21 protein-coding genes are annotated in these 18,173 nt (G+C 64.9%); 10 read left to right on the top strand and 11 right to left on the bottom strand.

The window, feature by feature from the left end:
* Positions 1–33 precede the first annotated feature (33 nt).
* Entirely contained in the window at positions 34–1,353 is a 1,320-nt protein-coding gene (locus LH19_RS20050) for an NRAMP family divalent metal transporter (RefSeq protein ID WP_054731558.1), read from the top strand.
* Here LH19_RS20050 and LH19_RS20055 read toward each other — a convergent pair.
* From LH19_RS20055 to LH19_RS20065, 3 genes are all read right to left on the bottom strand, one after another.
* Positions 1,350–1,673 carry a response regulator transcription factor gene (locus tag LH19_RS20055; RefSeq protein ID WP_058538791.1) on the bottom strand — a complete coding sequence of 108 codons (324 nt, stop codon included), beginning with the start codon at positions 1,671–1,673 and terminating at the stop codon, positions 1,350–1,352. The two genes, LH19_RS20050 and LH19_RS20055, sit on opposite strands and share 4 nt — an antisense overlap.
* A 72-nt stretch (positions 1,674–1,745) precedes the next feature.
* Positions 1,746–2,360 carry a response regulator transcription factor gene (locus tag LH19_RS20060; protein ID WP_054733988.1) on the bottom strand — a complete coding sequence of 205 codons (615 nt, stop codon included), beginning with the start codon at positions 2,358–2,360 and terminating at the stop codon, positions 1,746–1,748.
* On the bottom strand, positions 2,350–3,909 hold the full coding sequence (locus tag LH19_RS20065; RefSeq protein WP_234716199.1) for a PAS domain-containing sensor histidine kinase: 1,560 nt from the start codon (positions 3,907–3,909) through the stop codon (positions 2,350–2,352). Before LH19_RS20065 ends, LH19_RS20060 begins: the two co-directional genes overlap by 11 nt.
* A gap of 644 nt (positions 3,910–4,553) precedes the next feature.
* Between LH19_RS20065 and LH19_RS20070 the strand changes: the two genes are divergently transcribed.
* The 8 genes from LH19_RS20070 to LH19_RS20105 all read left to right on the top strand — a co-directional run bounded on the left by LH19_RS20070 (position 4,554) and on the right by LH19_RS20105 (position 11,406).
* Positions 4,554–5,138, top strand: a complete 585-nt coding sequence (locus tag LH19_RS20070) for an NAD(P)H-dependent oxidoreductase (protein ID WP_054731560.1) — start codon at positions 4,554–4,556, stop codon at positions 5,136–5,138.
* Between the two features lie 48 nt (positions 5,139–5,186).
* Entirely contained in the window at positions 5,187–6,803 is a 1,617-nt protein-coding gene (locus LH19_RS20075) for an MBL fold metallo-hydrolase (protein ID WP_054731561.1), read from the top strand.
* A gap of 89 nt (positions 6,804–6,892) precedes the next feature.
* A complete protein-coding gene (locus LH19_RS20080; RefSeq protein WP_054731562.1) occupies positions 6,893–7,960 on the top strand; it encodes a zinc-dependent alcohol dehydrogenase family protein in 1,068 nt (355 codons plus the stop codon).
* Positions 7,957–8,610, top strand: coding sequence for a hypothetical protein (locus tag LH19_RS20085; RefSeq protein ID WP_054731563.1), 654 nt, complete (start codon positions 7,957–7,959; stop codon positions 8,608–8,610). Before LH19_RS20080 ends, LH19_RS20085 begins: the two co-directional genes overlap by 4 nt.
* 73 nt (positions 8,611–8,683) lie before the next feature.
* Complete coding sequence (locus LH19_RS20090) at positions 8,684–9,241, top strand: hypothetical protein (RefSeq protein WP_054731564.1); 558 nt, start codon at positions 8,684–8,686, stop codon at positions 9,239–9,241.
* Positions 9,229–9,603, top strand: a complete 375-nt coding sequence (locus LH19_RS20095; RefSeq protein ID WP_054731565.1) for a SpoIIAA family protein — start codon at positions 9,229–9,231, stop codon at positions 9,601–9,603. Before LH19_RS20090 ends, LH19_RS20095 begins: the two co-directional genes overlap by 13 nt.
* Positions 9,600–10,331: a VIT1/CCC1 transporter family protein gene (locus LH19_RS20100; protein WP_054731566.1), complete on the top strand. Its 732-nt coding sequence runs from the start codon at positions 9,600–9,602 to the stop codon at positions 10,329–10,331. Before LH19_RS20095 ends, LH19_RS20100 begins: the two co-directional genes overlap by 4 nt.
* A gap of 190 nt (positions 10,332–10,521) precedes the next feature.
* Positions 10,522–11,406 (top strand): ATP-grasp fold amidoligase family protein, encoded by an 885-nt coding sequence (locus tag LH19_RS20105; protein ID WP_082395951.1) that lies wholly within the window; start codon positions 10,522–10,524, stop codon positions 11,404–11,406.
* A gap of 30 nt (positions 11,407–11,436) precedes the next feature.
* Here LH19_RS20105 and LH19_RS20110 read toward each other — a convergent pair whose 3' ends face one another.
* From LH19_RS20110 to LH19_RS28795, 4 genes are all read right to left on the bottom strand, one after another.
* On the bottom strand, positions 11,437–11,892 hold the full coding sequence (locus LH19_RS20110; RefSeq protein ID WP_054731567.1) for a potassium channel family protein: 456 nt from the start codon (positions 11,890–11,892) through the stop codon (positions 11,437–11,439).
* A 73-nt stretch (positions 11,893–11,965) separates the two neighbouring features.
* Positions 11,966–13,519, bottom strand: coding sequence for a flavin-containing monooxygenase (locus tag LH19_RS20115; protein ID WP_054733998.1), 1,554 nt, complete (start codon positions 13,517–13,519; stop codon positions 11,966–11,968).
* Positions 13,520–13,648: 129 nt separating this feature from the next.
* Positions 13,649–13,777 carry a hypothetical protein gene (locus tag LH19_RS29675; protein WP_257720439.1) on the bottom strand — a complete coding sequence of 43 codons (129 nt, stop codon included), beginning with the start codon at positions 13,775–13,777 and terminating at the stop codon, positions 13,649–13,651.
* Positions 13,778–13,779: 2 nt separating this feature from the next.
* Positions 13,780–13,953, bottom strand: coding sequence for a hypothetical protein (locus tag LH19_RS28795; RefSeq protein ID WP_156344052.1), 174 nt, complete (start codon positions 13,951–13,953; stop codon positions 13,780–13,782).
* Positions 13,954–14,159: 206 nt separating this feature from the next.
* Here LH19_RS28795 and LH19_RS20120 point away from each other — a divergent pair, with 206 nt between their 5' ends.
* Entirely contained in the window at positions 14,160–14,627 is a 468-nt protein-coding gene (locus tag LH19_RS20120) for an NUDIX domain-containing protein (protein ID WP_054731568.1), read from the top strand.
* Between the two features lie 61 nt (positions 14,628–14,688).
* Here LH19_RS20120 and LH19_RS20125 read toward each other — a convergent pair whose 3' ends face one another.
* The 4 genes from LH19_RS20125 to LH19_RS20140 all read right to left on the bottom strand — a co-directional run bounded on the left by LH19_RS20125 (position 14,689) and on the right by LH19_RS20140 (position 18,025).
* Positions 14,689–15,351: a BON domain-containing protein gene (locus tag LH19_RS20125; RefSeq protein WP_234715978.1), complete on the bottom strand. Its 663-nt coding sequence runs from the start codon at positions 15,349–15,351 to the stop codon at positions 14,689–14,691.
* A 293-nt stretch (positions 15,352–15,644) separates the two neighbouring features.
* Positions 15,645–15,950 carry an alkylphosphonate utilization protein gene (locus LH19_RS20130; protein WP_054731569.1) on the bottom strand — a complete coding sequence of 102 codons (306 nt, stop codon included), beginning with the start codon at positions 15,948–15,950 and terminating at the stop codon, positions 15,645–15,647.
* Between the two features lie 96 nt (positions 15,951–16,046).
* A complete protein-coding gene (locus LH19_RS20135; RefSeq protein ID WP_145923534.1) occupies positions 16,047–17,708 on the bottom strand; it encodes a SulP family inorganic anion transporter in 1,662 nt (553 codons plus the stop codon).
* A complete protein-coding gene (locus LH19_RS20140) occupies positions 17,705–18,025 on the bottom strand; it encodes a helix-turn-helix domain-containing protein (protein ID WP_054731571.1) in 321 nt (106 codons plus the stop codon). The genes LH19_RS20135 and LH19_RS20140 overlap by 4 nt, the downstream gene beginning before the upstream one ends.
* Positions 18,026–18,173 lie beyond the last annotated feature (148 nt).

Genomic DNA, 18,173 nt, shown 5'->3' on the forward strand with positions numbered 1-18,173 from the left:
CAGAGGTGGAATGGTTTCAAAAGGGGGCCTTCGGTGACCGCAGCAACAGACCATAATGAAGGACCGCCGACCCAGCCGGCGAACCTTTCGTCAAACCCGCGGACATTTCTTCGTGCGCTCGGTCCGGGCCTGATCGCCGGCGCCGCCGACGACGATCCGAGCGGAATCGGAACGCACAGCCAGATCGGCGCGGCATTCGGTTACCGGCTCTCCTGGACCTTCGTGCTGAGCTTCCCGCTGATGGTGGCGATCCAGGAGATCGCCGCCGAGATCGGGCGGGTTACCGGCGCAGGGATCGCGCGCAACCTCCGCCGGCATTATTCGCGTCCCCTGCTCTGGTCGATGGTGTCGCTGCTGCTCGTCGCGAACATCATCAATCTCGGCGCCGATCTCGGCGCGATGGGTGCGGCGCTGGCCCTGCTCGCCGGAGGCAAGGCCGGACTCTATACCTTGTTGTTCGGGATCCTCAGCTTCGTCCTCGAAGTCGGCCTTAGCTATTCTCGCTACGCCGCAATCCTCAAATGGACGACGCTCACCCTCTTTACCTATGTCGCGGTGCTGTTCGTGGTGCATGTTCCATGGGGCACGGCCCTCACGGCGCTGCTGCTTCCCGACATCGAACTCAATGCAGCCTATGCCACGGCGTTCGTCGCAATCCTCGGCACGACGATCAGCCCCTATCTCTTCTTCTGGCAGGCGGGGCAGGAGATCGAGGAACAGCATCGCCATCATGCCAAGCCGCTCTGCCTGACGCCCGCGGCAGCCGATGGCGAGTTCAGGCGCATTCGTGTCGACACGCTGACGGGCATGGCGTTCAGCACGCTCATTTCGCTCGCGATCGTCTTCGCGACCGCGGCGACGCTGCATGCCGAGGGCATACGCGATATCGCCACATCGGCGCAGGCCGCCGAAGCGCTGCGTCCACTCGCCGGGCCGTTTGCTTTCGCGATGTTCGCGCTCGGAATCATCGGCACCGGCCTTCTCGCCGTCCCGGTACTGGCCGGATCGGCCGCCTATGCCGTCACCGAGATGGCGGGAATGGCAGGTAGCCTCGACGCCAAGCCGCTTTCGGCGCGTCTCTTCTACGGAACGATCGCCGCGACCACGCTTGCCGGCGCCTCGCTCTCGGCGATCGGCATCGACCCGGCACGCGCGCTCTACTGGGCAGCGGTGGTCAATGGCGTGCTCGCCGCGCCGCTCATGCTGGTGATGATGCTGATCGCCCGCAATCCGCGCGCGATGGGCCGTCTCGTCATTTCGCGCCGCCAGAGCTGGTCGGGCTGGGCGGCAACCGCGGTAATGACGGCAGCAACCTTGCTGTTTTTCTTCTTCCTCGTGACGGGAGATATCTAGCGCGGGGCGCGGGCGTGCCGCGCGATCAGTGCGTCGATCCGGTCGCGCTGGGGCAGGATGATACCGAGGAGCCCGGCGAGCGTCGCGGCGCCGAGCTTGCGCATCAGGCGCGAGCGATGAATTTCGACGGTGCGGTGACTGATGCCGAGCTCCTGCCCGATCTGCTTGTTGGTGAGACCGCGCACGAGCCCGCCCACGACTTCGAGCTCGCGATGTGTGAGCTGTTCGATGAGAGGGGGCGAATGCCGCGACCGCGCAGCGCGGTCCGGCGCGGGGCGGCGGATCGCGGCCTGTGGGTCTTCGCGGCGGGCTGTCGTCATGCGGTCCATCCTCCGATGGACAGTCGTCTAGCGCTCGGGCGTCCTGCGGTCGTTACGTAATGTCCGCAGATTTCAGGCACCGAGTCCTGCGGCGAAGGCGAGCCGCAGCGCGTCGGACAGGCTGCGGACATCGAGCTTCGCCATGAGGTTCGCGCGGTGGACTTCGACGGTACGCGGCGAGATGCCGAGGTCATAGGCGATGGTCTTGTTCGGCAGTCCCTGCGCGAGCCCTTCGAGAACCTCGCGCTCGCGCGGGGTCAGGATGCCAAGAACGACCTCGGCCTCGGCGGCACGCGCCACCGCTCCATCGGCCGCCGCCATGCGGGCGAAAGCGGCCTCGATCGAGGCGATGAGCACCGCCTTCTCGAACGGCTTTTCGAGGAAATCGACCGCGCCGGCCTTCATCGCCCGGACCGCAATCGAGACGTCAGCGTGCCCGGTAAGGACAATCACCGGCATGGTGACGCCGCGCTCTAGCATCGCCTGCTGGACCTCGAGCCCGTCCATTTCGGGCATGCGCACGTCGAGCAGGACACAGCCTTCGGGCACGTGCCGGATTTCCTTCAGGAACAGCGCGCCATTGGCCCAGGTCTCGACCGCATAGCCCGAGGTCTTGAGCATGAAACTCGCCGACCGCCGGATCGCCTCCTCATCGTCGACGATATGCACGAGCTTCCTATCCGACATCATTTTCCTCCGCCTTCGCGCTCACCAGTGTGAAGTGAAATTCGGTCCCGCCGCCGGTGCGCGGCTCCATCCAGATACGTCCGCCATTGGCCTCGACGATCGTCCGGCAGATCGAGAGACCGAGTCCCATGCCTTCTGCCTTGGTGCTGACGAACGCCGTAAAGAGCTGCTCGGCGACCTCCGGCGTCACGCCCGGTCCGGTATCGGCGACGATCACGCGGACAAAGCCGCGCTGGTCGGGACGGCTCGTGACGGTCAGCTGCCGCACCGGACTGTCGGCCATCGCTTCGACAGCGTTGCGAATGAGGTTGATCAGCACCTGCTGGATCTGGACCTTGTCGACGAGCACCGGCGAGGCATAGGGATCGAGGTCGAAGCGCGGCTCAACGCTCTTCTCGCGCGCGCCCATCAGTCCGAGCACCGCCGCCTCGTTGATGAGCACCGGCAGTTTCTCGATCGTCTTCTCGACCTCGCCGCGCGCCACGAAGTCGCGCAGGCGGCGAACGATATGCCCTGCGCGCAACGCTTCCTTCGCCGTATCGTCGAGCGCATCGCGGATCATCGGAATATCGTCGGGATCAGGATTGGCGAGCAGGTCGCGCACCGCTTCGACATAATTGGCGACCGCGGTAATCGGCTGGTTGAGCTCATGCGCGAGCGTCGAGGCCATCGTCCCCATCGCGCTGACGCGCGAAACATGGATCAGCTCGGACTGGAGCGATTCGAGCCGGGCCTCGGTCTGCTGGCGTTCGGTGAGGTCGCGGATGAAGCCGGTAAAGAGCGGGTGGCTGTCGCTCGACGCCTCGCCGATCGACAATTCCATCGGAAAGGTCGAGCCGTCCCTGCGCTCTGCGAACACCACGCGTCCGATGCCGATGATGCGCTTTTCCCCCGTTTCGAGAAAGCGCCGGATATAGGCATCGTGGCGCTCGCGATCGGGTGAGGGCATCAGCCGGCTGACATTGACCCCGAGCAGCTCGGCCTCCTGATAACCGAACAGTCGCTCGGCGGCCGCGCTGAAGGACACGATCGAACCCTGATCGTCGATGACCACCATCGCATCGGGCACCGTCGAGAGGATCGACCGCAGATGGCTTTCCTGCGATCGCAGCGCCTCCTCGGCCGCGCGCCGTCCGGTGATGTCCGAGACGACCTTGGCGAAACCGCGAAGATCGCCGCCCGCGGTGCGAAGCGCCGTGATCGAGACATCGGCGAGGAACTCGGACCCATCCTTGCGGACGCGCCAGTCCTCCATCTCGAGACGTCCCTCGCGCGCCGCAACGGCAAGGTCGCCCTCAGGTTTGCCGGCCGCGACGGCGTCGGGCGGATAGAAGATCGCGGCATCCTTGCCGACAACCTCTTCCTCGCGCCAGCCCTTGAGACGTTCGGCGCCCTTGTTCCAGATCGTCACGCGGCCTTCGGCATCGAGCAGGTAGATCGCATGCCCCTGCGCACCGTCGATGAGCAGATTGAGTTCCTCGGCGACCAGCGCCGCCTCGGCATCGCGCCGCGCAGCGCGATGGTCGCTTTCATGCACGCGCCGCCGCATGCGCTCGAAGGCTTGCGAGAGCGCAACAATGCCGACGGCGGTGACCAGAAACACGATGGCCTCGACGAGATTATAGGCGCTGCCGTCGCGGAAGCCCGCGAAATAGAGACCGAACGCAAGCGCCGGCGCGGTCGCGATCGATGCCGCGAGCGGACCGGCATAGAAAGCGCCAGCAAGGATCGCGGGTGCGAAAAGCAGGAAGGATGCACTGCCGCCAAGCCAGGGAGTGAGTGCATAGCGAAGGAGCGCCGCGGCAGCGATGAGCAGAAGCGCCAGCACCAGGCGTATCGCAAAAGGACGTTGTATCATCGACATCGACCGCGCGGCCTCCGCCCGCGCTGCAAAGGCGTCGCCGCCCTCGCGGTGCGCCTTCCCCCGATCACCGTCCATAGCGGCTTTTGGCGGGGCGCGAAACGCCCGGCGCGTTCGCGATCCGTATTGTTCCTTAAGGGACATCCCGCTTCGCTAGGGCGGTATGCGCCGTGCGCCCATGCGGGAATCTACGGATAGGAGGAACCCGCCCGCGATATCAAAAGCGGCACGCGGATCGTCGCGCCTCGCCCGTCCCGTCCAGCTCGGCCCGGCGCGGCGGTCCATTGCTCCCGCCCCAAAATCCGGCAGCGGCCCTTCGTTCAGGATGTCACATGCAGACCAGACGGATCACGCTCATCGACGGACATCCCGACCCCGATCCGGGACGGTTCGTCCATGCGCTGGCCGATGCCTATGCGGCGGCGGCGCTGGCGGCGGGTCATGGGATCCGCCGGATCGCGGTCGCGGAGCTCGCGTTCGATTTGCTCGAAAGTCGCGCCGAGTGGGAAGCGGGTCCGCTTCCGCCCGCGATCGCCGAGGCGCAGGACGATATTGCATGGGCCGAACATCTGGTGATTTTCTACCCGCTCTGGCTCGGAGACCTGCCCGCTCGCCTCAAGGGCTTCTTCGAACAGGTGATGCGCCCGGGCTTCGCGTTCGCGCCCAAGGCGAACGGCTTGCCCGAAAAACGCCTCAAGGGCCGGACGGCCCATATCGTCGTGACGATGGGGATGCCCGCGCTTTTCTACCGCTTCTATTTCCGCGCGCACAGCCTGCGCAGCCTCGAGCGCAACATTCTGCGCTTTGTCGGCATTGCGCCGACCAAACGCAGCATCGTCGGCAATGTCGAGGGCGATCCCAAGCACCGCACCATGTGGCTCGAGACAATGGCCGAACATGGCGCGGCGGGCCGCTGAGCCGATGCACGGTCGTCGATCCCATCCGCGAACGAAGGGCAGCTAGTCATGGCCAATACCGAAACGCCGCTGACGATCCAATTCCATGGTGCCGCCGGAACCGTCACCGGCTCGTGCATGGAACTCACGCTCGGGCAGCACAGGATCCTGATCGATTGCGGACTGTTCCAGGGATCGCGAAGCCTCGAAGCACTGAACCATGGCGCGTTCGCGTTCGAGGTCGGCAAGATCGACGCGGTGCTCCTGACCCATGCCCATATCGATCATTGCGGGCTGTTGCCGAAGCTCGCGAAGGAAGGCTATCGCGGCCCCGTCTGGTGCACCGCACCGACCGCAGACCTTCTCGAATATATGCTCGCCGACGCGGGACGAATCCAGGAGAGCGACACCGCGCGCCGAAACCGCCGCTATGACCGCGCCGGCGAAGATATGTTCGAGCCGCTCTATACCGAGGCTGATGGCCTTCGCGTTTGGCGGCTTGCCGAGCCGGTCGGACTTGGGACCTGGTTCGAACCCGCGCCGGGTTTCCGGGCGCGGCTGTGGAACGCCGGCCACATCCTGGGTTCGGCCTCGGTCGAACTGGAAGCCGGCGGGGTGCATCTGCTCTTTTCCGGCGACATCGGCCCCGACAACAAGGCGTTTCACGACGATCCGGCAGCGCCGGCGGGCGTCGATTTCCTCATATGCGAAGCGACCTATGGCGACCGCACGCGGCCCAAACTCTCGATCGAACAGCGCCGAGCGCTGCTCGAGACCGAAGTAAAAGCAGCTCTGGCAAGGGGCGGGAATCTCGTGATCCCGACCTTTGCGCTCGAACGCACGCAGGAACTGCTTCTCGATCTCGCGCGCCTCGCCGACGCGAACCGCATCCCCAATGTTCCGATCTTCGTGGACTCGCCGCTCGCGAGCCAGGCGACGAAGGTATTCGCAGCCCATGCTGCCGAGCTCGAAGATGTCGAAGGCTCCGACATCTTCCGGCATCCGTCGATCCGCTATGTCGAGGATGTCGCCGAATCGATCCGCCTCAACAGCGTATCGGGCGCCATCATTCTTGCTGCCTCGGGCATGTGCGAGGGCGGGCGCATCCGCCATCATCTCGAGCATAATCTGCACCGGCGGCAATCGACGATACTGTTCGTCGGGTTCCAGGCGCGCGGATCGCTCGGGTGGGTGATCCTCGACGGAGCCGAGCGTGTGCGGATTTCCGGCAAGGACATCAATGTTCGCGCCGCCGTCCGGCGCATCGACAGCTATTCGGCACATGCCGATCGCGACGAGCTTGCGGCCTGGATATGCGAGCGTCAACCGGTCCGCGGCGGACTTTTTCTGGGTCATGGCGAGAGCGAAGCGATCGAAGCGCTTCGCACGCTCGTCCAATCCGAAACGCCCCGCCTCGCCGTCGTCGCTCCGGCGATCGGCGAGAGCTTTGCGCTCGCCCCCGGCGCGTCGCCCAAGCGTATACGGACCGGACGCGTCGATATCGCTCAGCTCGCGGGGGAAGACTGGCAGAATGACTACGCCGATTTCGCCGCCAATCTGAAGCACAACCTCGCGCACATCCGCAGCGAGGAAGGGCGGCGCAAGGCGCTCGACGAGATGCGGCGGGTGCTCGCCGACTATGAGGCGGCGCGCTTCCAGCAGAAACGCCGCCGCCGCGCGGCATAGGCAAAATCCTCGCACCCGGCGGGGCCCACGCAATCGAGACCGCCAAGGCAAGGGTCCGGACGCCTCGCCACTTATAAAGGAGACATCGCATGAAAGCCCTCGTCTATAACGGCCCCGGCCTGAAAGCCGTCGAGGAGCGGCCGGTGCCCCAGGTGCAGGATGCGGGCGACGCGATCGTGCGCGTCACCAGGACGACCATTTGCGGCACCGACCTTCATATATTGAAGGGCGATGTCCCGAGCTGCGAACCGGGGCGCATCCTCGGGCACGAGGGCGTGGGTATCGTCGACAGCATCGGGACGGGCGTGACCGTTTTCGCGCCCGGCGACCATGTTCTGATCAGCTGCATCACCGCGTGCGGCCGCTGCGACTATTGCCGCCGGGGCATGCCATCGCATTGCACGACGGGCGGCTGGATCCTCGGCAACATCATCGACGGTACGCAGGCAGAATATGTTCGTATCCCGCATGCCGACACGAGCCTCCATGCCATTCCCGAAGAGGCCGGCGAGGATGCGCTGGTCATGCTCAGCGACATCCTGCCGACGGGCTTCGAATGCGGCGTGCTCAACGGCAAGGTCGCGCCGGGATCGACCGTCGCGATCGTCGGCGCGGGCCCGATCGGCCTTGCCGCGCTGCTCACGGCGCAGCTCTTCTCGCCCGCCCGGATCATCATGATCGATCTGGACGAGGCACGCCTTGAGGTCGCGCGCCGGTTCGGCGCCACCGACACGATCAACAGCGGCACGCGCAATGCCGCGGCGGCGCTGATGGAGATGACGGATGCGCGCGGCGCCGACACGGTGATCGAGGCTGTCGGCGTTGCCGCCACCTTCGAACTTTGTCAGCTGCTTGTCGCAGCCGGCGGAACGATTGCGAATGTCGGCGTGCATGGCGCCAAGGCCGACCTGCACCTCGAACACCTCTGGTCCCGCAATATCACGATCACGACGCGATTGGTCGATACCGTCTCGACGCCGCAGCTCTTGCGGATGGTCGAGGCGAAACAATTGGATCCCGGAGAGCTCGTCACCCATCATTTTGCGATGGCCGACATGATGGACGCATATGAGGTCTTCTCGCGGGCGGCCGAGACCAAGGCACTGAAGGTCATCATCGAAGCCGACGATCCGCGCACGGCGAGGCCCGCCGCGTGACGCAGCGCATGAAAGAGATCGCGCGGACCATCGTCGATCTGCAGGCCGAACTCGATCGCGAGATCGAACATCGGCGGAGGGCGCTGGGCGTGCGGGTCCATGACCGGCTTGTCGAATTCGAGCGCGGCATCGTGATCGAACAGAGGAAACTCAAGACGAGCGTGCGGGCGTTTCTCGCCCGCTCCTCCTTCGGTGCCATCATCACCGCGCCCGTCATCTACTCGATGCTGCTTCCGCTGGTCCTGCTCGATATCTGGATCAGCGTCTACCAGGCCGTATGCTTTCGCGCCTATGGGATCGCCCGTGTCGAGCGGCGCGACTATATCGCATTCGATCGGGGGCGCCTCGCCTATCTCAACTGGGTCGAAGCGTTGAACTGCGGCTATTGCGCCTACGCCAATGGCGTGATCGCCTACGCTCGCGAGATCGGGAGCCGGACCGAGCAATATTGGTGCCCGATCAAGCATGCGCTGAAGATCAGCGACCCGCATCAGCGCTATTATGAATTTCTCGAATTTGGCGATGCCGAGGGGTATCGGACGCGTCTCGCCGCGTTTCGCGCGTTGCTGGCCGCCGACGGCGACGATATCGCCAAAGGGACCCGCGCCGCGTCACCGCGACCGGAAGCGGAGGAACGGGCGAGTCCGTAGAATCCCGCAATGCGGCGCTTCCGGCACGGCGTTATGCCTGCTCCCGACGCAATTTCCGCAAAGGGAGACGACAATGATTGCGACCGATGCGCCCGGCCGACCCGTGCAGAGCGGCCTCTGGAAGGAAATCTCGGTGCTCGAGATCGGAGTGGCGGTGTGCCTCCTCATCCTGTTCGTCCTCTCGCGCACCTTCCTCGAGACGATCGCCGCCATCTACATGCTGGTCGCCGCGATGCTGTTCGCCGCGCTCGTCCAAGGTCGCATGGCGGCGACCTGCAATGACCGGCTGGACCGGCGGCTCTGGCAGGCAAGCGCGCTCGCCTGTCTTGTTCAAGCGATCATTCTGTTCGTCGATCCGCTGCTCGGCGGTTATCATACCGCCATGGCGATGGCGGGCATTCTCGCCGCTGGAGCGGCGGCGCGGCTGACGCTTGCCCTCGTGCGGGGCCATGCGGGCCGCGGCTGGCTCTATCTCTCGGGCACAGTCAGCATGATGGTCTCGCTGGCTATCGGATTCGCCTGGCCGTTCGCCTCGATCGTCCCTGCGGCGCAAAGTCTCGCGCTCGACCTGCTCGCCGTCGCGGCGATGCTGGCGAGCGTCACCGGAAAGGCCCCGGCATGTTCGAAATGATCAAAACGAACGACGACGTGCTCGCCGTCCGTATCGAGGGCAACATCACGGGAGAGGATCTGGCCGCAATCATGGACCGGCTCGACGTCGCGATGGCGGCGAACGAGACGGTGCATGTCTATGCCGAGACGCGGTCGATCGACGGTATCGAGATCAGCGGGCTGGCCGCGCATATCGCGCGGGCCGCGCCGCTTTTCGCAAAGCTCGACCGGTTCGGCCGCGTCGCGGTTGTCGCCGATCAGTTTTGGATTCGGGCCCTCACGCGGATCGAAAGCGCGCTTCTGCCGCATATCGGCTATAGGGTGTTCAAGCCCGAGGATCGCGGCGCGGCGTTGATGTGGGTCGAAGGGCGCGACGGATGACGGGCACCCTTCTGTCCGGTCCCTGGCCGTCGGCGCGCGGCGATCACCGCGAAGCCCATCTCGTATCGCGGACGGGGTGGCTGCGGGCAGCCGTGCTCGGCGCCAACGACGGGATCGTCTCCACCGCAAGTCTCATTATTGGCGTCGCGGCGTCGGGCGCCACCCGTCAATCGATCCTGGTTTCGGGGGTTGCCGGCCTCGTTGCCGGCGCCATGTCGATGGCGGCCGGCGAATATGTGTCGGTCAGTTCGCAGGCCGATACCGAACGGGCGGACCTTGCCCGTGAAAAGCGAGAGCTGGCGAGCGACCCCGCGGCCGAACGCGACGAGCTGGCCGGCATTTATGAACGACGCGGCCTCGATCCGGAAACCGCGCGCATCGTGGTCAACCAGATGACCGCGTTCGACGCGCTCACGACGCATGCGCGCGACGAACTCCATATCACCGACATGACGGCCGCGCGCCCGGTCACCGCGGCGCTGGCGTCTGCCGCCACCTTTACCGCCGGCGCGGCGCTGCCGCTCCTCGTCGCCGCGCTGACGCCGACGACAGGGATCGTTGCACTCGAAGCCATCGGTTCGCTGCTGTTCCTCGCCGCGCTGGGATGGCTCGGCGCATTTGCAGGTGGCGCCGCGCCCACCCGTCCGGTTGCACGCGTCATATTCTGGGGCGCGCTCGCGATGGCCATCACCGCGGGAATCGGCCGGCTGGTGGGCACGGCTGTCTGACGGACAAGGATGGACCCCGCCCAAATCCTCGAACAAATGATCGGGAGAGGCAGCCTTTTCGCACCTGCACGGTTACCTGTTTCATGACGGCCGCGGACACACCATCGAAGCATGTGCGGCTCCCGGCCGCTTGGGCCACCCTGCACGCATGTGGAAATCCGGGCGCCGGTCGTAGTGGAACGGGAGCGCCATGACCACGGCAGTCGCTGCCGCGCCGACCCAACCCGGTGTCTATCGGGGGCTTCGGCTCGCCGCGCAGCGCGTCGGTCTTCTCTATGGCTGGCGCCATGGCCACCGCATCGACTGGAACCATCCCACCCGCTTCACCGAACTTGTGCAGCTTAGAAAGCTGACCGATCGGTCTCCGATCCAGACCCAGATGATGGACAAGATCGTCGCGAAGCGCTTGGCGGGGACGCGGCTGGGCGAGGAGTGGATCGTGCCGACGCTCTGGCAAGGCACGGACCTGCCCTGGCTGATCCCGTTCCCGGCCCCCGCGATCATCAAGTCGCGCCACGGCTGCAATCAATATCGGGTCGTCACGGCCGTGCCCGACTGCGAGCGATGGCAGCAACTGCGCAGAGCAGCTCGCCGCTGGCAGCGCAGACCCTACGGGCGCTGGCTCGACGAATGGGCCTATCGCGACGTTCCGCGCGGCATCCTCGCCGAACCGCTGCTTGGCGGCGCGCTCCCACTCCCGATCGACTACAAGATCTATGTGTTCGGCGGCACCGCAACGCATGTCCAGGTCCATCTCGGGCGCGGCCGCCGGCATCGATGGATCCTTCACGACCGTAGCTGGCGACAGCTCGTCAGGGCCGCGGACGAACCGCCCCCGCCGCCGTCACTGCCTGCGATGCTGGAGGCGGCCGAAACGCTTGCCGGCGACATGAATTTTCTTCGCGTCGACTTCTACGACATCGCGGGCCGGCCCTATTTCGGGGAATATTGTCTCTATCCGGGTTCCGGGCTCGATCCCTTTGCCGCGGACTGGATCGATCTTGAACTGGGCGCGCTGTGGCTCGCAGCCCTGGCTGAAAATCCAGTGTCATCCGCACCGACTGGTTATGCCTAGCAGCTACACCGCGTCAGCATCACCGCTAGGTCACCCGCCACCATGATCGGTATCGAAACTGCGTTCGAGGAGTTTCATGCGATCGACAATCGAGAAAAAGAAGGCCGTTGACCAGCCGATCAGGATGATACCGCTCGCGCCCTCGATCGCGCCGAGGATGCGCAGCCCCGGGGGCAGGACGACATCGCCATAGCCTATCGTGACATAGGTCGATGTCGAGAAATACAGGGCATGCTCGAAGTCCGTGAAGGCGCCGAGAAGCTGGTAGATTCCCGCCCATATCCAGATTTCGGCCGAGTGCAGCGCAAACAGCCCAAAGGCGGCGACGAGGATCGCGCCGCCGTTGAGAAGAATGACGAGATAGCGTCGCGACGCACGCCGGTAACGGCGCAGGATCGCAAGCAACAGCGCCAGGCCGGCGAGGTGCACCACGACCGTGACACCGACGACGAGCGTGGCGAGAGCGAGCTGATGGGCGAGCGTCAAGATCCGCTCCGGACGGCCGCGGTTAGGATGGCGGGCCTGTGCCCCCGGCCGGCCTTGCGGCGCGGCCGAGCCATCAGGCTGTTACTTCGGTACCGGCGCGCGCCGACGTTCCCGAGCGCTCGCCGTCATAGACGAACTCCGCTCCGCGCAGGTCGATCCGCGGGAAGGCGTCCTTCTCCGCCCAATAATCCTGATTGTGGCGCCATTCGGGTTTGTCGCCGCGGCGCGGCATCGCGTCCAGACCGCGCATCAGATAGCCCGGATTGAAATTATCCTCCTCGATCCACGGCAGGATCTGCATGCCCTCATCCTCGGGCCTGAGCGCGACCTCGACCCTATTCGCACCGATGTCGTCCATATGGTTGAGGAGGTTGCAGACAAAGTCCCCCATCATGTCGACCCTGAGGGTCCAGCTGGCGCGGAAATAGCCCATGACCCAGGCGAGGTTGGGCACGCCGGTCATCATCATTCCGCGATAGGTGATCGTCTTCGCCCAATCGACCGGCGTACCGTCGATATCGAACGGGATGCCGCCCATCACCGACAGATTGAATCCCGTCGCGGCCACGATGATGTCGGCCTCGATCTCCTCGCCGCCGACCGTGCGGACACCCGTCGCGGTAAAATGGTCGATCGTGTCGGTGACGACCGTCAGCTTGCCCTGCACCGCCGCCTTGAAGATGTCGCCCTCGGGGCAAAAGGCGAGCCGCTGCTGCCACGGACGGTATTTCGGCGTGAAATGCGGCTCGAAGACGAAGTCGGGATTGCCCGAATAGGCCCGGATCAGCGCTTTCAGATCCTCGAACACCGCGTCGGGCTCGGATTGGCACCGCCGTGTCATCAGATCCTGGTCGTGCATGATCTGTGCCCGCACGACGCGATGGACCGTGGGCTCGTCGATCCCGACCTCGCGAAGCCGGTCGGCCAGTTCGTTCCTGTTCTCGCTGCAATAAAAATAGGTCGGCGAACGCTGGAGCATCGTCACATGCGCCGCCTTTTCGGCGAAGGCCGGCACGATGGTCGCGGCCGTCGCACCCGACCCGATGACGAGTATGCGCTTGCCCGCATAATCGGTCGCCGGATCCCAGAGCTGGGCATGGACGAACTGCCCCCCATAATCCGAAAGGCCCGGCCAGTCGGGGATGTAGGGCTTCTCATGATCATAATAGCCCTGGCACATCCACAGGAAGCCGGCCGTGAAGGTGACCGCCACGCCATCCGATGCGCGCACCGCCTCTATCGTCCAGCGATTGGCGGCGCTCGACCAGTGGCAGGCGGTAATGCGATGACCATAGTGGATATGGACCCCGATCTCGTTCTCCTCGATCACCTCGCCGATATATTTGAGGATTTCGGCGCCGCTGGCGATCGGCGCGCCCACCCAGGGCTTGAAGCGATAGCCGAAGGTGTAAAGGTCCGAATCCGAACGGACGCCGGGATATCGGTGCGTGTCCCATGTCCCGCCGAAGGTCGGTTTCGCCTCGAGGATCGCGTAACTCTTCCCCGGACATTGTTGTTGGAGATGATAAGCCGAGCCGATGCCCGAGATGCCCGCACCGACGATCAACACGTCGACATGGATTGGGCGGGGCTGGCTCGCGTGCCCTCGGTGCCTGATTTCCGCCATCGACAGCTCCCTTATCTTGTATCTTTGGAAAGGCATGAACACCGCATCGGCAAAGGTCATTGACCTTGGTCAACCAGGCCGTCGCCGCATCTGCTCGAGGATTAGCCGCACCCGCGTGGGCGGCGCCGGTCAGAGCCGGAAGAGAAAGAACCAGACCGAACCCAGAATGACGAAGGCGAAATAGACGAGCCACAGTCCGAGCGAAGCCGCGTGCTCGCGGTCACGCTCAATCGGATCCTCGGGGTTCGATGGCGCCACTTTCAGGACCCCTTGCGTGCCAACCTTCGCGCCGCGAGGAGGCCAGCGGTAAGAATGGGGACGAGCGCCGCCGCCGCGCGAAGCTTGGGCGATCGCGAAACGCGGCCGATCTTCTTGCGCATCCGGCGCGGCACGCCGAGTTTCGCAAGCGACTTGTCGACATCGGGCATATCCATATTGGCCTCCTTCGCCTTGAGCGTGGTCAGAGATTGAGCGAAAGCGTCAGACCGCGAAATACGTAGATTCCGCACATGGCCGGGGAACGAAGGGCGCGTTACCTTTCAGCCATAGCTGCGCGGCGGCGCCGAAGACTGGCGGGCAGAACCCCTCGCAGCGATGATCAGGAGAGGGGATCGATGCCGACAAACAGCTGCGACTGTCAATGATCGCGCGAAGCGCCGGGATACTGCTTTATCGGCTGAAGGGCGGGAGCGCGGAAGTCTTGCTCGTCCATCCCGGCGGGCCCTATTGGCGTGGGCGCGACCGCGGCGCCTGGCAGATACCCAAAGGAGAAATTGCGGCGGGTGAAAACGCAGAGGCGGCCGCCGTCCGTGAAGCTCAGGAAGAGCTTGGCATATCGCTGCAAGGTACGCTTGTTCCGCTGGGCCAGCTCCGGCAGGCTGGCGGAAAGATCGTCGAAGGCTTCGCGCTCGAGCAGGATCTCGATGCTACCGCGGTCGTGAGCAATCGCTTCGAGATCGAGTGGCCGCCTCGCAGCGGACGGCGCCAGTCTTTTCCCGAAATCGACGCGGCGCGATGGTTCTCGGTCGCGGAGGCTGAGACCATGATACTTCCGAGCCAGCAGCCTTTTCTCGACCGGCTCACCGCTCATCTGACCTTCCGGAACTGACGCAAAGCGGCCACCCCGTTTTCGGGGGTGGCCACAAAGCGCTTCCATCCGGTCGGCCGGGTCAGAGCGCGATCGTGATATTATCCTCGACGCGGGTGACCCCCGGCGCCGACCATGCGGCGCGCTCGGCGACTCCGCGCTCGGCCCACGCCTTGACCTTCCCGCCGAGCTTCACGGTTCCGCCCTCGGTGGTCACGGTCACCCCGGCGGCGTCGAGATCGGCCTGACGTTTGAAGGCCGAAACGATCCGCTCCTTAACGTCGGCGGGCGCCGGGTGTTGCTTGACCTCGATCAGGTTGCTTACGCCCGCGACGCCGGTGACGCGGCTGGCGGCCCGGAAGGCTTCCTTGCGCTGATAGTCCCAGTCGACCATGCCGCTGAGCGTCACCCAGCCCCGCTCGACCTTGACCTGAACCCTGTCGGTCGGGATCGACACCGTCCAGGCCATCATATCGAGCAGGCGCCTGGCGATTTCATGATCGGCCATTTTGGGCTCGGAGGCGAAATGAACCTTGATCTCTTCGGCGATCGCCCGGACGCCGGCGACGCGGCGCGTCGCCTTCTCGGCGGCGATCTTCTCCGGATAGGTTTTCACATAGCCCGAGAGAGTGACGACGCCATCGGTTACGGCGACGCCGATATCGGCATGATCGACGCTTGGCTCCCATTCGAGCTCGTCCATCACGTCGCGCTGCAACTGCCCGTCTGTCTTCTTCAACATCATCTGTCTCCTCTTCGTCCGCAGGTCGCAACCCGGCCAAAGGCCGGCAGGACCTGATGCTTCGGCTCGGAGATTTTCGCCTTCCCGGCGCATCGCCCCAATTCGGAAACATCCGTAAGGGTAGCACCTGCTCCGGATAGCGCCGGACGTCAGCCTAATGTCGGTCGGCCAATGGATATCCACCAGTCTGAGGAAAAGTTGGTCAATTTACCCCGCAATCTTCACCACCACCGCGTCCTGCCACTCTCTTCATGCTGCGGAGGCGACGATGTCAAATACATGCCGCGCCGAAGAACCTAGCGCTTGCGCACGAACTCGGCGCGCAGGACGAGCCCCCTAATGCTTTCGTGACGGCAATCGATCTCCTGCGGATCGCCCGTCAGGCGGATCGACTTGATGACGGTCCCCACCTTGAGCGTCTTGCCGGCCCCCTTGACCTCGAGATCCTTGATCAGTGCGACGCTGTCGCCGTCCTTGAGCAGGTTCCCGACCGCGTCGCGAACCTCGACCTGCGAGGCTGCGGCCTTGCGTTCCGCAAGCTCCGACGCCGGCATCCACTCGCCGCTTTCCTCGTCATAGACATAGTCGTCACTGTTACTCATTCCATTCTCCAGACTTGGTCAGAATTGGGCCTTCCCGGCCGTCGGCCGATCGAGAAGCGGCGCGTGCGAATGGCCTGCCGCACACGGGGGCCGCCGTCATTTCACGCCCGCCAGATCGACCGCAAGCGCCTGCGCGCTCGCATAATCGGCCGCATAGGCGATGCGCCGCGCAGTTTCGCCCAGACCGATCCGATCAAGCATGGTGCGCGGCTGGGGCTGCACGCCCGAGACGATCACCCGCGCGCCCGCCAGCCGGGCCTGTTCGACAAATTCCCCGAGCGCCTGCGCGCCGCTCGCATCAAGGAGCGGTACGAGCCGCATCCGCAGGATGATGACGCGCGGCGACTGCCCGACGCGGCGTAGCGTGTCGAGCAGTTCGCCCGCGACGCCGAAAAAGAAGGGACCGGCGATCCGGAACACCTCGACCCCGGGCGGCAAATCGTCGCGCTGGTCGAGGTCTTCGGCATCGAGTTCAGCGTCACGGCGGCCGCTCCGGTCGACCTCGACCGTTTCGGCCATACGCGCCATGAACAGCAGCGACGCAAGCGTCACCCCGACCGCGATCGCCACCGTCAGATCGACAAGGACCGTCAATCCGAGGGTGATCAGCAGCACCGCCCGGTCGCTGTTCGGCATCCGCAGCAGCGCGAGGAAGCGCTGATACTCGCTCATACCCCAAGCGACCATGAACAGGATCGCCGCGAGTGCCGCCATTGGAACATAGGCCATCAGGTCCGTGCCGAAGAGGATGAAGACAAGCAGGAAAGCCGCATGCATCATGCCCGCAACCGGCGTCTTCGCACCCGACCGGATATTGGTCGCGGTGCGCGCGATCGCTCCGGTGGCGGGGAGACCGCCGAAGAGCGCCGAGCCGAGATTGGCGACGCCCTGCCCGATCAGTTCCTGGTTCGAGCGATGCCGCGTCCCGGCCATGCCGTCGGCGACGACTGCCGACAGCAGCGCTTCGATCCCGGCGAGGAAAGCGATCGTGAAGGCCGACGGCAGAACGGCATTGATCTTCGCGAGCGAGATGTCGGGAAACGACGGCACCGGGATCCCGGCCGGTATATCGGGAAAGCGCGAACCGATCGTGTCGACCGGCAGGTTCAAAAGTGCCACCGCAACGGAGCTCGCCACGACCGCGATCAGGAAGCCCGGCAGCCGCGGCGCGAATTTGCGAAGCGCGACGATCATCGCCAACGCGCCCGCACCGACGCCGATCGCGGCCCAGTTCGCGCTGGACAGCGCTCCCAGATAAGCCTGCCACTTGGGGAGGAAGTCGGCCGGCACCTTGTCGATGGCGAGGCCGAGGAAATCCTTGACCTGGCTCGAGGCGATGATGACCGCGATCCCCGCGGTGAAGCCGGTCACCACTGGATGCGGGATATATTTGATCATCTGGCCGAAACGGAGCAGGCCGGCAGCGATGAGGATAAGCCCGGCGAGCAGGGTCGCGATCAACAGGCCGTCATAGCCGTGGCTCGCAATGACGTTGAAGATCACGACGACGAAGGCGCCCGTCGGCCCGCCCACCTGCACGCGCGATCCACCGAGCGCCGAGATCAGGAAGCCCGCGACGACGGCTGTGATCAGCCCCTTGTCGGGCGACGCGCCGCTCGCGATACCAAGCGCCATCGCCAGCGGCAGCGCGACGATGGCAACCGTCAGGCCCGCGATCGCATCGGCCCGAAATGTGGCGACGGAATAGCCCTCGCGAAAGACCGTGAAGAGCTTCGGCGTATAGGCCTCGGACTTCACCGGATTGCGGGCCGACTCGGAAATTTAGCGGACAGAAGCGCGCGGCCGGGCGCCTTGAGATCGGCGTCGGCGGGCTCGCGAAGCCGCACGCCGCGCCCGGATCCGACACTCGACGAATATTCGCCGAGCAGTTCGATGCCGGCGCTTTCCAGCGCCGTAATCACCTTCACCAGCGTATCGACGACACCACGGACCTGGCCGTTCGACGCCTCCATGCGCTGGATCGTCGGAAGCGAGAGACCCGCGAGTTCGGCAAGTTCGCGCTGGTCGATCCCGAGGAGCGCGCGCGCCGCGCGCATCTGCTGCGATGTGATCATATCGACTCCAATGATGTTTCATGCATCATTTATCAATCTTAACATTATGGATCGATACTGTATATATACATCATGCTCGCCTTTATATCGAATATGCTTGCTTCGGCGGGAGCCGCTCGCTGCGCCCCCCTTCGCGCAGGAGGCGGCT

The organism is Sphingopyxis macrogoltabida (assembly GCF_001314325.1).
GTDB classification, from domain to species: Bacteria; Pseudomonadota; Alphaproteobacteria; order Sphingomonadales; family Sphingomonadaceae; genus Sphingopyxis; species Sphingopyxis macrogoltabida.